Consider the following 14,906-nt stretch of genomic DNA (forward strand, 5'->3'; position numbering starts at 1 on the left):
CACTGTTTTAATTCATTATTATATTATAATTTATCTTTAATCCTCGTACAAAATGACCAAGAAAAATACTTTACTATTAATAGACGGGTATGGATTTGTTTTCAGAGCGTATTATGCCCAACAGCCTTTAACCTCACCAAAAGGTGAGCCTGTAGGGGCTCTTTACGGCTTTACCTCAATGCTGCTAAAGCTACTTAATGACTTTAAGCCGAAGCATGCAGCAGTAGTATTTGACAGTGGCGGTAAAAATTTCCGTCATGAAATTTATCCTGAATATAAAGCTAATCGTCCACCACCGCCTGAAGATTTGATTGCACAACTGCCATTAGTGCGTGATGTTGCAAGAAATTTAAACTTCCCAATTTTAGAAAAAAATGGCTTTGAAGCTGATGATATCATAGCAACTTTTGCTGCTAAAACTGCTTCTATTGGGGAAGAAGTAGTAGTCATATCTTCTGATAAAGATTTACTGCAATTAATGAATGACAATATAAAAATATATGACCCGCTAAAAGCCAAATATATTACAGAAGATAATGTTGTTGAAAAATTCGGCGTTACTTCTGATAAATTACGTGAGGTGATGGCTTTAATCGGCGATAAGTCGGATAATATCCCTGGTGTGCCGTCAATAGGACCGAAAACCGCAAGCAGCCTTATTACACAATTTGGTACAGTTGAGAATATCTTTAATTCCCTAGAGCAAGTTTCAAGCATAAAACAACGTGAGACGCTACAAAACTCAAAAGAAGCTGCTCTAATTTCATGGCAGTTAATTGGGTTGGATTATAATGTTGACATGGATTTCAAGCTAGATGCCTTGGAATGGTCGCCACCTGATCATAATAAATTAACAGAATTTCTACATGAATATGGCTTTAAATCTTTATATAAAAGAGCAGAGAATTTATTTGACATTAAAATTAGTGAACATAAAGAAGTAATAGAAGAAAAAACCATAGAGATAAAAGAGATTAGTAATAAAGCCGAGCTTGAAGCTTTCGCTGGAAAGGCTAAAAAAGCAGGGATATTTGGCATATATATATTGCAGAATAAAGGAGCTAATATTGCGTTTATTATATCCCTAAGGAGTCAAGCTTATATTATTAAAATCTCAAATGAGGCTAATAATCTTTTTTCTTACAATTCTAAGGCTGATAATGAATGGTTTACAGATATTATTTTTAATTTACTAACTGACCAGTCAATAAAGAAAATAACTTATTTACTAAAACCTCTGCTGAAATTTTATGCTAGTAGGGCAGAGCAAATTAAAGCAATTGAAGATTTAGAGCTAATGAATTATGCACTGTCTGCAGGCTTACCGCAAAAGAATTTATTTGAAGCTGTAGAAAAAGAAGCAACAATAGAAGAAGCGGCAAAAATAGTAGCTAATTTTACCGATCTTTATCAGCAAACTATATTAGAGCTTAAGGATAACAAGGCTTTTAGAATTTATAAAGAAATCGATTTGCCTGTTTGCTTTGTAATAGATAAAATGGAAAAAGCCGGCATAAAGGTAGATGCGAATTATTTGAATCAATTATCTAGCGAATTTGGAGCAGAAATATTAAAGCTTGAGGAAGAAATTTTTGCTTTAAGCGGTGCGAAGTTTAATATTGGTTCACCAAAACAATTAGGCGAAATTTTATTTGAAAAGATGCAATTACCTTTCGGTAAAACTTCTGCTAAAGCAAGCTCCTATTCAACGGGTGCTGAGATACTCGAAAAGCTTAGCGAGCAAGGTTATCCTATCGCTGATTTATTGCTAAGATGGCGTCAGCTTACTAAACTAAAAAATACCTATACTGATAGTCTGCCAAAGCAAATAGATAATATAACTCGCCGGATTCATACAACTTTCTTGCAAACTTCCACCACTACAGGCAGGCTTAGCTCGCAAGAGCCTAATTTGCAAAATGTACCGATTAGGTCAGAGGAGGGGAATAAAATCAGGCAAGTTTTTATTGCAGAGCAAGGCTATAAATTAATATCAGCGGATTACTCGCAAATAGAGCTTAGAATATTAAGCCATATTGCGGATATAAAGGCTTTAAAACAAGCATTTATTAATAAAGATGATATACATACCCAAACTGCTTGCCAGATCTTCAATTTACAAAAAGAGGAGTTAACTAGTGAACATAGACGTAAAGCAAAAGCTATAAATTTTGGCATTATTTACGGGATAAGTGCTTTTGGGCTTGCAAAGCAGCTAAATGTTAGTAATAGCGAAGCTGCTGAATATATCAAAAAATATTTTGCTGAATATAAGGGCGTACAGGAATATATGGAAGCGACTAAGAGCTTTGCTCAAGCAAACGGATATGTTACTGATTTCTTCGGACGTAAATGTTTTGTGCCGCTAATTAATGATAAAAGGCTCAAGCAATTTGCTGAGCGTGCCGCTATTAATGCACCGATTCAAGGAACTAATGCCGATATAATCAAAATAGCGATGACCCTACTTGATAGAGAAATAGAGAAGCGTAAACTTAAAACTAGATTAGTGTTGCAAATTCACGATGAGTTACTATTTGAAACACCAATAGATGAAGTAGAAACGATAATGCCGATTATCAAGCAAATTATGGAGAATTCTACCAATATGGATGTACCAATTATTACTGAAATTAGAGCAGGTAATAATTGGATGGAAATACATTAGGTATAGTACAGGACAATCTCAGGAATGTTGTATTACCTCAGGTTGCCACGCTCTTTACAGTCTAGTAGCTCATGACAATAAACTATAAATCTCTTTCAATTATATCTACACTCTCTTCATGATTATGATCGTTCACAACTAAATCAGTGAAAGAAGAGACTTCAAAATTTTTAGAAATTTCTATTTTATGATTATCAGCTATTTTTATTTTTTCTAAACTTGCTTTAAAATCTTCGAATTTAAAATCCTTACGTTTATAGTTAATGTAAGCTTTTTTACTTGTTAAGGTGTGTATTATTTCTAAGCTTAAATCCTTAAGATCGTTAAATGTAAAATACTTAATCCTATAGCACATAAGTGCCGAATTCGATGTTAGAGCTTTCATTTTGTTTTCATCTATGTTTTTAAGATCATCAAATGTACCAAAACTTACGCTATGTTTGATATAATGCCCATGAATTAAGGGATATTATGAAGTGCTTCACTATAAAACATTGCTGTGTAATAAGAGTTTTTAGCATATTTGCTATAACATAGCGTAAGTTTTGTCGATAATCTATTACCCAAAACTTATTAATATCAGGGTTATAATATACCAGACTCACTACTCCTATACCTTTAGTAACTCTACCTGTAGCTCCACTGTACTGCGATCTTGCAATTTCTATTTGCTTCGTATTCCTCAAAACTTACGCTATGAGTAAAAAAGTGATAAATTATTGTAAAAATAATTAAACATGTCAAAGAGGATAAAGTTGCAAGCAATACCAATTAATAGGACAGATTATTGTCAATTTTTAATAATTAGCCAAAAGAATTATAGTTTAACCTACTACGCTGAACATGCAAAGAAATGTAGTCATGATGTTATTAATAGATTTTTAAGGAATGAAAAATATACACCTTCTTTGTTATGGGAACACATCAAGAATGATGTTATTTTTTCATCTAATGGATATACAATATTTGATGATACGGTTTTAAATAAAAGGAATACGAAGCAAATAGAAATTGTAAGATCGCAGTACAGTAGAACTACAGGTAGAGTTACTAAAGGTATAGGAGTAGTGAGTCTGGTATATTATAACCCTGATATTAATAAGTTTTGGGTAATAGATTATCGAATTTTTGCACCTGATCATGATGGAGCAACAAAACTAGAACACCTATTAAACATGTTAAATAATGCTGTTTATAGCAAGAAGATTCCTTTTCAAACAGTACTTTTTGACACATGGTATTCTACACACAAAATTATGCAACATGTTGACTCTCTGGGGAAATATTATTATGCCCCTATTAAAGCCAATAGAAACGTTAGTAAAACGCACGATTCTAAACCTTATAAAGCTGTAAAAGAGTTGACATTTTCAGATGAAGAGATCAGGCATGGAGTAGAGATTCATATAAAAGGCTTTGCTAAAAATAAGCATGTTAATTTGTTTAAATTTACTGTTTCTACCAACAGAGTTGAGTATGTTGTTACCAATAACAAAACTCACAAATCTTCTAAAGCTGCACAAGATGAGTGTGGCTTTCGATGGGTAATTGAGAGCATGCACAGAGAAATTAAGCAACTTACTGGGATAGAACGTTGTCAATGCAGGAAACAGCGTATTCAACGTAATCATATTAGTTGGGCATTTTTAGTTTGGGCATTTCTCAAAAGGACTGCAAATACAATCGGTAAAACGGTTTACCAAATAAAGTTAGGGCTTTTAGATGACTATATGCAACAACAGCTGCGTTCTCCATCTTTACGATATTTAGAACCAAACATAGCGTAAGTTTTGTCTCTTTATTTTTTATAATGTGATCACTGTTTGTTAAGTTTAGCTCTTCACCGCTAGCTAACTTGATTTGAAAACAATAGACAAAATTCTCTAGCTTCGTAATTTTAACTCTTTAAATAAAAGTAATCCCCGCCGCAAGCAGCGGGGTATTTTAGAAGAAAGCTAGCTGATGATCCTCATGCAGTTTCTGATATTCCTTGCCTTGGTTTTTACGTATTTTCCTATCATATTCTCATTTCCATGCTTACCTACCGTACTCGTAAAATATCCATCAGTCCAAAATTCTCCACCCCATAATTGTTTCTTTACCTGTGGACACTGTCTAAATATTTGACGAGCTGTAACACTTTTAATTGTTGTTACTATTTTTGTTACGCTATAGGTTGGTACAGATTGTACCAAAAAATGGACATGATCTTCATCAACCCCTATTTCTAAAAATTTTATTTGATATCTCTTTTCTATCTCTAAACATATTTCTCGTAATACTTGATCAACTGATACGTCAAACACTGCTCGGCGATATTTTGCTGGAAATACCATGTGATACAGCAGTACCGTAACATTATGACTTTTATGTATATATTTGCTCATTCCGCCATATTACGCCGCAAGCGGCGGGGAATATACCCAAAAGAGATTAAAATACTCATAATGCTACCTATGTTATGAATTTTAGTGCATCTTTAAATATCAATCTTGGATTTGAGAAGGGTTGGTATATAAGTAAATAGTTTTTGGTACATCTACGCTATATTCAGTACTATAATAAGAATACTTTTTAATTAGCTTAACATTTTCATTAAAATTGAAAGGTTCTTTTGTAATATCTACTGGTCTAAAATTCCCTAACTGTATATCTCTAGTAAATTCTTCTTGTATTGCATCATTAGTTATTAAAGCGTATTTAAAATTTGGCAAAACTGTGTCTAAGAATTTTTGAATTTTAGCATTTGGCCAATGTATAAACACATCTTTAACTATTAATAAATCTCCTGACAATAAACTCAGGTCTTCAACTTTATCAAAATCATCTACTTTATAAAATCTTACATTATCCTTAGCAAATAACTTTTTGTTATTTTCTATAACACTTTTTACTACATCAAGACCTATATAAACTTTATCGTTTGGAATATCTATTAATTCCATTATTTGAAAGTCTCCACAACCGTAATCAACAATAGTATGAAATTTTGGATCATAGAAATATTCTTGTAAAATTTTCCTATATTCCTCTGTATATTCTTTATAAGAACCAGTTCCAGAACCTTTTTTCCATATCTGATTATCATATATATGCGTAAAAATTTTTTCATCATTTTTGTCTAATTCTAAATCTGCTCCTTGTACTTCTTTTGGATTTTGTAAAATAACTAACAAATAACTAACATAAAAATATAAATAATATTGAATCTCTTTTGGGTATATTCCCCGCCGCTTGCGGCGTAATATGGCGGAATGAGCAAATATATACATAAAAGTCATAATGTTACGGTACTGCTGTATCACATGGTATTTCCAGCAAAATATCGCCGAGCAGTGTTTGACGTATCAGTTGATCAAGTATTACGAGAAATATGTTTAGAGATAGAAAAGAGATATCAAATAAAATTTTTAGAAATAGGGGTTGATGAAGATCATGTCCATTTTTTGGTACAATCTGTACCAACCTATAGCGTAACAAAAATAGTAACAACAATTAAAAGTGTTACAGCTCGTCAAATATTTAGACAGTGTTCACAGGTAAAGAAACAATTATGGGGTGGAGAATTTTGGACTGATGGATATTTTACGAGTACGGTAGGTAAGCATGGAAATGAGAATATGATAGGAAAATACGTAAAAAACCAAGGCAAGGAATATCAGAAACTGCATGAGGATCATCAGCTAGCTTTCTTCTAAAATACCCCGCTGCTTGCGGCGGGGATTACTTTTATTATATCAAGAGCGTTTGTAGAAATTGTTTCAATTGAAGCAAGTTGCCTCATAGGCGATCTGGCATTTACTTCTATAATAATACTAATGATACAGGGTTTGTAATATTAAAAATCCGCCTGCTTCAGCACCGCTATTTAAAGATGATTTTTGGGTAAAGCTATTTTCCTCACCTTTACGTACATAATTAATAATTAATAAAAGCTGTTTTTTGTTCTTGGTCTTCGATATTTATATTATTTGGTCTTTCTAAAATATTTTGGATATTATGGACTTTTTCTTGTAATTCAGTGATTTGATTCGAATATTCTGCACTAATCTCAACTTCTTGTCCTTTAGTGATATATAAAATCTTAGCACTTTGATTAGCAGGAAAAGTAACAATACTTATTTCTAACAGATCAGCTTCGGTAATTACTCTTTGTTTTGCATCATTAAAAACCGAGTTTTTTATATAAAATCTGATAGATAAACCATCTATTGCACCCTGTTTTATTAACTCTATCGCTTCACGACCAGCTTTAACCTTATTATTTATCACTGCCTCCATTTTTAAACCGTGATCATCTTCCACAAGATGACTAATAATTCCGATTGGTTTTTTACTATCATGCTGCCAAAGGAATTTTATATTTTGATGAACGACATTTGCAAAAGCCCCTTTAACTATTAAATCATTATGATGATCAGCGATATTATAGACACTTGCATAGCCATTAATTACTACTTCACTATTAGTTAAGGATTTTATTTCTATATTGTCAAAAGTTTGATTGCTGTAGATTATTTTTTTCATATATTTTTACCTATTCTTTATTGTCACCCTATGGCTTGTATCTGCTAGGTCTATTAAAAGTTGTAGTTCTGAAGCTAAAAATACTATAACTGAAAAAATGTTAGCACTAAGAGCTGATATAAAAATAAAATAATTTTTGACTATTCAATAAACCTTCTTTATTATTTCCCACAAGTAAACTTTCAAATAAATGCCGGTTATGAACAAAAATATAAAACTATTTTTTGCAGCAATCTTTATCGTATTCAGTGTAGGAAATAATATTATTTTGGCTGACGATTATCCCAAAAGCAAACAAGAGCAGAAATGGGATGAAGTAGGTTCAATAGCTGGGGAAGAAGAACTAGTTTTTAGGCCAGGTAGAATTAAAAATGAATCTACTAAAGCAGTGGGTTGCTCAATTAATAAATATCTATGGCAAGCATCAATAAACACTCTAAGTTTTATTCCTCTTGCATCAGCTGACTCAAATGGTGGTGTGATCATTACAGAATGGTATAGCCCTCCCGCTACACCCAATTTCCGTTTTAAAATAAATATATTTATTAAGGATGATGTGATACATCCTGACGCAATTGAAGTAAAAGTATTTGAAGAAGTGTTGAAGAATAAACAATGGGTAATGAATGAAAATACTTCAAATCTCGCTATCACACTTGAAGACAAAATTCTAAGAAGAGCAAGGGAAATATATATTAATAGTGCGAAATGATATGTCATTCCCACACCTGTCATCCCGTGATTTATGAACTAGAGCCAGTTAAAAATACTAATAAAATTAGTATTTTTTATTATTTTCTGGATCTAGTTCCCAAGCAACTAGATGACACCGAGGCGTTTTTCGATCCACACAGAATGACATACATACCAAAAGAAATAAAAAAACATGAATATCGAACAGAAATGGCAACAGATTTGGCAAAAAGAAAAAGCCTTTGAAGTATCAAACGAAAGTAGCAAACCTAAATATTACGTTTTAGAGATGCTACCTTATCCATCCGGTAAAATTCACGTAGGTCACGTACGTAATTACTCTATAGGTGATGTAGTTGCTAGATTCATGACTATGCAAGGCTTTAACGTACTTCATCCTATGGGCTGGGACTCTTTCGGCTTACCGGCAGAAAATGCAGCAATAAAAAACAATTCTCACCCAAAAGAGTGGACTTATTCGAATATCGAGAATATGAAAAAGCAGCTGAAATCGATGGGCTTTTCCTATGATTGGTCTAGAGAGATAAATAGTTGCGATCCTGATTATTATAAACATGAGCAAAAATTCTTCCTAGAGCTTTATGAAAGAAATCTTGCTTATCAAAAAGATTCTCTTGTTAACTGGGATCCAGTTGATAATACTGTACTTGCAAACGAACAGGTTGTTGATGGGCGTGGTTGGCGTTCAGGTGCGATAGTTGAAAAGCGTTATTTAAAGCAATGGTTCTTAAAAATCATGAATTATGCTGAAGAGTTATTGAATGAGATTTCAAATTTAATGGAGTGGCCTGAAGCAGTACGCTCTATGCAAGAAAAATGGATCGGTAAATCTGTAGGTGCTAACTTTCGTTTTAAAATTAAAGATAATGAAGATTCTATAGAGGTTTTCTCAACTAAGCCTGAAACTATCTTTGGAGCTAGCTTTATAGGTATTGCTTTTAACCATCCAATAATAGAAAAATTAGTTTCTAAAACTCCTGCAATAGAAAATTTTATCGCTAAATGCTCTAATATAACCGGCTCTGCTGAACTTGACAAAGCTGAGAAAGAGGGAATATTTACAGGGTTGTATGTTATTCATCCTTTTGACTCAAATATAACTTTACCTGTTGTTATTACTAATTTCGTGTTGATGGATTACGGCACAGGTGCAGTTTTTGGCTGCCCTGCTCATGATCAGCGTGACCATGAGTTAGCTGTTAAAATGAATTTACCTATAAAGCAGGTAATTGAAGCAGATACTGATGTGCAGAAAGCTGCTTATACTGAAGATGGAATAATTATTAATTCTGGTTTTCTAAACGGCTTATCTACTAATGAAGCTAAGCAAAGAGTCATAGAAGAATTTGAGAAATTAAGCATAGGCAAACGCACAATAAATTATCGCCTGAAAGATTGGGGGATCTCAAGACAACGTTTTTGGGGCTGTCCTATCCCTATAATTCATTGTGATTCTTGCGGTTTAGTACCTGTACCTGACTCGGATTTACCGGTTACGCTACCTGATTACGTGAAATTTGATGGTCACGGCAACCCTTTAGACAATCACCCAACTTGGAAGCATGTTCACTGCCCGAAATGTAGCAAGCCTGCTATTCGTGAAACTGATACTTTTGATACATTCTTTGAATCTTCTTGGTATTTCACAAGATATTGTAATAGCCAAGCTCTAGAAATAAGCGATAAAAAAGCTTGCGATTATTGGTTGCCGGTTGATAAATATATTGGTGGCATTGAACACGCCGTAATGCATTTATTATATGCAAGATTCTTTACCAAAGTAATGAACGAGCAAAATTATGTTAGCGTCCGTGAACCTTTTAAAGGATTATTCACGCAAGGTATGGTACTGCACGCTACTTATAAAGACGAGCATAATAATTGGCTATATCCTGAGGAAGTAATTAAAAAAGGTAATGAATTTTTCCATAAAGAAAATGGCAGTTTGGTTACACAAGGTCGCATCGAGAAAATGAGTAAATCCAAAAAGAACCTCATTGATCTTGAAACTATGCAACAGCAATATGGTGCAGATGCAATAAGATTTTTCGTATTATCTGACAGCCCACCGGAAAAAGATTTAGAATGGTCAGCAAGCGGTATTGAGGGGAGTGCACGTTTTATCAATAAGCTTGAACAGATGCAAGAAGCGATAATAAAGCTTTCAGATAATGACAATACTAATAAAGAATTAAAGAGGTTAATTCATTTTACCATCAAACATGTTACTGAGGATATAAAACATTTTGCTTTAAATAGAGCAATAGCACGTATGCGTGAGCTTTTTAATGCTATATCGAGCGAGATAAATAAAGAAGAAATTGACGTGCAGAACGCAAAACACGGCTTTAATGTACTAATTCAGCTATTATATCCCTTCATCCCGCATATTACAGAAGAAATTTGGCAAAAGCTTGGTCACAAAACATTTTTATATAATGTGGCATTTCCTACTTTTAATGAATCGATGCTAGAGCTAGATACATATGTTATGGCAGTTCAGGTTAATGGTAAGCTTCGTGATACTTATGAGTTTAATACATCCGCAAGTGAAGATGAAATAAAGCAAATTGCTATTAACTTACCGAAAGTTCAAAAATTTTTAGAAGGCAAAGAGCCTAAAAAAATTATCCTTGTTCCTAAAAAGATCATAAATATTATTTGTTGAAGATTCTCATCACGCAACTCCTGTCATCCCGTGACTTGATCACGGGATCTTATATTACATTATGTGTCCTGAGATCCCGTGGACAAACCATGAGATGACATCTTATAATAACCTAACAAATTGTCATATTTTACCTAAATATTAAACTATCCATAAACATTGTGACAAAAATGTTATAAAAAAATGTTGCTTTCTTTTAAATTCGGCATTAACGTATATATTTATATCAATATTTTAGGGTAAGTCATAATGTCATCGATAGATGTTTTAATAGTAGACGATGAAGACGATATAAGGGATCTATGTGCTGCAATTTTGAAAGATGAGGGTTTCAGTCCTAAAGTTGCAGCTAATAGTACACAAGCTCTTAAAATACTTTCTGAAAAACCGGTATCTGCGGTAGTACTTGATATTTGGCTTCAAGGGAGCGAGATGGATGGTCTTGGTATCTTAGAGGTAATTAAAAAACACTATCCTTTAATGCCGGTAATAATTATTAGTGGTCATGGTACAATAGAGACAGCAGTAAATGCTATAAAAATGGGAGCTTACGACTATTTAGAAAAACCCTTTAATAATAATAAATTAGTTATTTTACTCAAAAGAGCTTGTGAAGTTACAAAGCTAAAACGTGAGAATATAGATTTAAAATCAAAAGTTATAGATAAAACTGAATTAGTAGGCAACTCTACTATTACTTTAAAATATAAAGCAGAAATAGATAAAGCGGCAAGCTCCAGCAGCCGTATTATGATTCATGGTAAAGTAGGTAGTGGTAAAGAGTTAACAGCAAGGTTAATTCATAAAAAATCAAAGAGGGTTAATAACCCATTCATTATTTTCAGCCCTACATGCATGACTTTAGAAAAAATTAATCAAGAGTTATTCGGTGAAGCAGAAAAACAAGAAAGCAATAATAACAGTAACAAACGACCTACTATTTTAGAATTTGCTAATAACGGCACCTTATATATAGATGAAGTTAGCAATATCCCAGTTCCAATTCAAATAAAGTTATTAAAGTTTTTAAAAGATCATACTATTAAAAAACCTTGCGGGAAAATTGTCAAAGTTGACATAAAAATCATTACTGGCACTTCTAAAAATATTCAAGAAGAAGTTAATAATGGTAGGTTTTTAGAAGATTTATATTATCGCCTAAATGTATCGTCATTAAAAGTACCATCATTATTTGACAGAAAAGAAGATATATCACTATTAGTTAAATATTTCGTTAAACAACTTTCAAAATTTTCAGGTTTAAAAGAACGTGTTTTTGCTGATGAAACTATAGCTGCATTACAATCTTACGAGTGGCCAGGTAATATTAGACAGTTACGCAACGTTGTTGAGTGGACTTTAATTATGAATCCTATCACTCCAGGAAATAACGAAGTAATTAAACCCTATATGATACCCTCAGAGATTCTAGCAAATAGCGTTAATCTTACTAAACTTGAAGATAGCTTTGACATGCTATCTATGCCCCTTAGAGAAGCTAGAGAAGTTTTTGAACGCCAATATCTATCAGCACAAATGAGTCGTTTTAACAATAATATCTCGAAAACATCTTCATTTGTTGGCATGGAGCGATCAGCATTGCATCGTAAATTAAAACTATTAAGCTTACATATACCTCCAACTGGTAGAATCAACAAGGAGGAATATGAAGAAGCAAACGCCTAACCTACTTCTAGTATTTACTTTTTCGCTATTCCTAACTAACTGTTCTGAACCTACACGTGATGCAAATGGTTTATTAACTGATAACCAAAGTACTGTGATTAGGAATTATATAATATCACAGAATGCTAAAAATATTAAAGTTAACCTTAAAGGACAATTTGGCTCAAATCTAAGAGGAGTAAAACTAATTGGAGTAAAATTAATAGACGAAGATTTATCAGAGGTAGACTTAACTTCCTGCGAAATATTACGTGTTGATTTTACTGGGGCTAATTTACAAAAAGCTATCTTAACAAATGCTATCATACAAGAAAGTAATTTTGCAAATGGAACAATACAAAATGTTTCAGGATATAACTCTGATTTCCAAGGTTCAATTTTTGATAATATTACTCTGCAAGATATAAATTTTGTTCAGGCAAATTTTAGTAATACTGCTTTTAGCAAGGCTATTATTAAAAATGTAAATTTTGAAAATGCTAAGCTTGAAAATATATTATGGAATAATGATACTCTTGATGGGGTTAATTTTCAAAAAGCCGTTCTTAAAAGCAATAGTTTTAAAAATACTAATATAGAAAATTCAATATTTTATGGTGCAGATTTAGAAGGAAACATCATAAATAATACTAATTTTACTAATAATTATTTTGAATCTAGCGACTTGAGTAGAGCGAAATTAACTGCCGTAATAATTAAGGATTCTAATTTTACACAAAGTATATTTAATGAGATAAATTTTAATAATGTGCAGGCTAATAACTCTATTTTTTCTTATACTACTTTTCAAGGTTCAACTCTGCAAAATATCAATATAGTTAAATGTGATTTACAAAGTAGTGTAATTAGTGGCTCTACTTTAAATCAGTTTAAAGTAGATACTAGCTTATTAAATAATGTAAGCCTAAATGATATTAAATTTAATAATTTATCGATAAAAAATAGTAACGCTAATTTTGCAAGACTTAATAAAATGGCTGGGGTAAATATTATTTTCAACAATTTAAGTTGGGCTAATAACATCTTTAGCAATAATGATGTTAAGCAGTTCACAGTAATTAATACCGACTTAAATAATAGTGAATTATCAAACTCGAATATAAGCAATAGTCAATTTAGTAATGTAAATTTTTCTAAAACATTAATGCAAAATATAAATTTCTCGGATATAAAAATTACCTCGGGAAATTTAAATCAGATAGCTTTAATAGGATCTAATTTAACAAACATTACATTTAACAATTCTTCTTTTTATAATTCACAAATAACTAACAGCCACTATACAAATTCGACCTTTGTTAATACCAACTTTGCAAGCAATATCATTTTAAATAGTGAAGATTTTAATAAATTTCCTTCAAATATATTAATTACTTCTGTAAAAGATTTACAAAAAACTGCTAATCTAGCAAATATGAATTTAGCAAATTTTGATTTAAGTAATTTAATATTTAACGCAGTTAATTTTTCTGGTGCTATTTTCAAAAACGCTAATTTAACAAATACAGCGATTCAAAACTCTACTATAGAGAAAGCCGATTTTTCTAATGCAATAGTTAATAAAACAGATTTTTCAAACTCTACGTTAACGGATAGTATATTCAAATCGGCTAAAATTGATCAAGCTAATTTCACTGGTAGTAACTTAACTAATGCTGACTTTACTGAGGCAGAAATTAAAAATACTCAGCTTGATAAGGCTACAACTACCGGAGTAAAGGGGTAGATAATTCTAATTGATATAATGAGGAATTAGAATTTTATCTGTACAAATAGGTAAATTAAAATTGTATCTAAAGATTTAACAATCGGGTAAAAATCCGAATAGTATCGGACAGTTTTAAAAAAAATATTATATTTTATTCAGGTGTAGGTGACCTTATATGTCATTCCTGCGTAGGCGGGAATCCAGAAAAATAAACATAAAAGCAGCAAGTTTTTAAAACTAAAAGCTCGATATTATCTCGCTTTACACTGGATTCCCGCCTACGCGGGAATGACATAGAATAAATCACGGGATGACAGGGGGAAACGATCCACGCAGGCAAACCTTAAGCAGGAATGACATCGAATAAAAACTATCTGGTATAGCTTAATGCGATAAGGTAGTGACTTTTTTAAGAGCATAGTAAACAGCATCAAAAAAGTGCTCAAAATTAGAAATAGTTTTTCTTATTTCATTCTTGATTTTAAACCAGTAATGCTCAATAGGATTTAAGTCAGGAGAGTAAGTTGGTAAAAATAAAATACTGCAACCAACAGATTCAATTAACGTTTTCACTTTTGTACTTTTATGAAAATTAATATTATCCATTACTACTATCTGACCAGCCTTTAATTCCTTGATCAATATCTCTTGTACATAAGTTTCAAAAATGTCCTTATTACATGTCCCATCAAATATTATTGGGGCAATAATATCTTTGACACACAGCCCAGCAATCATACTAATCCGTGATTTATGTTGATAGACCTTTTCACCATAACATCTTTGACCGATAATGCTCCACCCGTGTTCTCTACAGCTATTATCTTCTATCCCAGACTCATCGATAAATACTAAATCTTGTTTATCTATAGTTTTTAGTTTCAATATGAAAATACTATAAGTAAGTAGAACAAAACTTATTTAAAATAATAAGA

Annotated in this window: 11 protein-coding genes and 2 pseudogenes; 7 read left to right on the forward strand and 6 right to left on the reverse strand. The window is 32.1% G+C overall.

The window, feature by feature from the left end:
- The first annotated feature begins 52 nt into the window (after positions 1–52).
- Complete coding sequence (gene polA / locus AAGD55_RS00710; RefSeq protein ID WP_341791760.1) at positions 53–2,668, forward strand: DNA polymerase I; 2,616 nt, start codon at positions 53–55, stop codon at positions 2,666–2,668.
- Positions 2,669–2,750: 82 nt separating this feature from the next.
- Here the strand turns inward: polA and AAGD55_RS00715 are convergent, their stop codons facing one another.
- On the reverse strand, positions 2,751–3,023 hold the full coding sequence (locus AAGD55_RS00715; protein ID WP_341791761.1) for a hypothetical protein: 273 nt from the start codon (positions 3,021–3,023) through the stop codon (positions 2,751–2,753).
- 79 nt (positions 3,024–3,102) lie between these two features.
- Positions 3,103–3,354 (reverse strand): hypothetical protein, encoded by a 252-nt coding sequence (locus AAGD55_RS00720; protein ID WP_341791762.1) that lies wholly within the window; start codon positions 3,352–3,354, stop codon positions 3,103–3,105.
- A 51-nt stretch (positions 3,355–3,405) separates the two neighbouring features.
- On the opposite strand from AAGD55_RS00720, the gene AAGD55_RS00725 reads away from it, so the two are divergent.
- A complete protein-coding gene (locus AAGD55_RS00725) occupies positions 3,406–4,455 on the forward strand; it encodes a transposase (RefSeq protein ID WP_341791763.1) in 1,050 nt (349 codons plus the stop codon).
- 157 nt (positions 4,456–4,612) lie between these two features.
- Here AAGD55_RS00725 and tnpA (AAGD55_RS00730) read toward each other — a convergent pair.
- Both tnpA (AAGD55_RS00730) and AAGD55_RS00735 read right to left on the reverse strand, forming a co-directional pair.
- Positions 4,613–5,055, reverse strand: a pseudogene (gene tnpA, locus AAGD55_RS00730) (IS200/IS605 family transposase).
- Positions 5,056–5,154: 99 nt separating this feature from the next.
- Positions 5,155–5,844 (reverse strand): hypothetical protein, encoded by a 690-nt coding sequence (locus tag AAGD55_RS00735; protein WP_341791764.1) that lies wholly within the window; start codon positions 5,842–5,844, stop codon positions 5,155–5,157.
- 78 nt (positions 5,845–5,922) lie between these two features.
- Between AAGD55_RS00735 and tnpA (AAGD55_RS00740) the strand changes: the two genes are divergently transcribed.
- Positions 5,923–6,366: an IS200/IS605 family transposase gene (gene tnpA / locus AAGD55_RS00740; RefSeq protein ID WP_341791765.1), complete on the forward strand. Its 444-nt coding sequence runs from the start codon at positions 5,923–5,925 to the stop codon at positions 6,364–6,366.
- Between the two features lie 220 nt (positions 6,367–6,586).
- Here tnpA (AAGD55_RS00740) and AAGD55_RS00745 read toward each other — a convergent pair whose 3' ends face one another.
- A complete protein-coding gene (locus AAGD55_RS00745) occupies positions 6,587–7,195 on the reverse strand; it encodes an HK97 family phage prohead protease (RefSeq protein WP_341791766.1) in 609 nt (202 codons plus the stop codon).
- A gap of 199 nt (positions 7,196–7,394) precedes the next feature.
- Here AAGD55_RS00745 and AAGD55_RS00750 point away from each other — a divergent pair, with 199 nt between their 5' ends.
- The 4 genes from AAGD55_RS00750 to AAGD55_RS00765 all read left to right on the forward strand — a co-directional run bounded on the left by AAGD55_RS00750 (position 7,395) and on the right by AAGD55_RS00765 (position 13,989).
- On the forward strand, positions 7,395–7,907 hold the full coding sequence (locus tag AAGD55_RS00750; RefSeq protein ID WP_341791767.1) for a DUF3576 domain-containing protein: 513 nt from the start codon (positions 7,395–7,397) through the stop codon (positions 7,905–7,907).
- Between the two features lie 174 nt (positions 7,908–8,081).
- Positions 8,082–10,577 carry a leucine--tRNA ligase gene (gene leuS / locus AAGD55_RS00755; protein WP_341791768.1) on the forward strand — a complete coding sequence of 832 codons (2,496 nt, stop codon included), beginning with the start codon at positions 8,082–8,084 and terminating at the stop codon, positions 10,575–10,577.
- A 249-nt stretch (positions 10,578–10,826) separates the two neighbouring features.
- Positions 10,827–12,263, forward strand: coding sequence for a sigma-54 dependent transcriptional regulator (locus AAGD55_RS00760; RefSeq protein ID WP_341791769.1), 1,437 nt, complete (start codon positions 10,827–10,829; stop codon positions 12,261–12,263).
- Entirely contained in the window at positions 12,244–13,989 is a 1,746-nt protein-coding gene (locus tag AAGD55_RS00765; protein ID WP_341791770.1) for a pentapeptide repeat-containing protein, read from the forward strand. Before AAGD55_RS00760 ends, AAGD55_RS00765 begins: the two co-directional genes overlap by 20 nt.
- A 366-nt stretch (positions 13,990–14,355) precedes the next feature.
- Here the strand turns inward: AAGD55_RS00765 and AAGD55_RS00770 are convergent.
- A pseudogene (locus AAGD55_RS00770) lies at positions 14,356–14,862 on the reverse strand (IS630 family transposase); the annotation flags it as partial.
- Positions 14,863–14,906 lie beyond the last annotated feature (44 nt).

The organism is Rickettsia endosymbiont of Gonocerus acuteangulatus (genome assembly GCF_964026435.1).
Lineage (GTDB): Bacteria > Pseudomonadota > Alphaproteobacteria > Rickettsiales > Rickettsiaceae > Rickettsia.

Excerpts from the sequence above, each read along its gene's own strand:
- polA (WP_341791760.1), top strand. The coding sequence starts at position 53 with ATGACCAAGAAAAATACTTTACTATTAATAGACGGGTATGGATTTGTT.
- AAGD55_RS00715 (WP_341791761.1), bottom strand. The coding sequence starts at position 3,023 with ATGTGCTATAGGATTAAGTATTTTACATTTAACGATCTTAAGGATTTA.
- AAGD55_RS00725 (WP_341791763.1), top strand. The coding sequence starts at position 3,406 with ATGTCAAAGAGGATAAAGTTGCAAGCAATACCAATTAATAGGACAGAT.
- tnpA (WP_341791765.1), top strand. The coding sequence starts at position 5,923 with ATGAGCAAATATATACATAAAAGTCATAATGTTACGGTACTGCTGTAT.
- AAGD55_RS00745 (WP_341791766.1), bottom strand. The coding sequence starts at position 7,195 with ATGAAAAAAATAATCTACAGCAATCAAACTTTTGACAATATAGAAATA.
- AAGD55_RS00750 (WP_341791767.1), top strand. The coding sequence starts at position 7,395 with ATGAACAAAAATATAAAACTATTTTTTGCAGCAATCTTTATCGTATTC.
- leuS (WP_341791768.1), top strand. The coding sequence starts at position 8,082 with ATGAATATCGAACAGAAATGGCAACAGATTTGGCAAAAAGAAAAAGCC.
- AAGD55_RS00760 (WP_341791769.1), top strand. The coding sequence starts at position 10,827 with ATGTCATCGATAGATGTTTTAATAGTAGACGATGAAGACGATATAAGG.
- AAGD55_RS00765 (WP_341791770.1), top strand. The coding sequence starts at position 12,244 with ATGAAGAAGCAAACGCCTAACCTACTTCTAGTATTTACTTTTTCGCTA.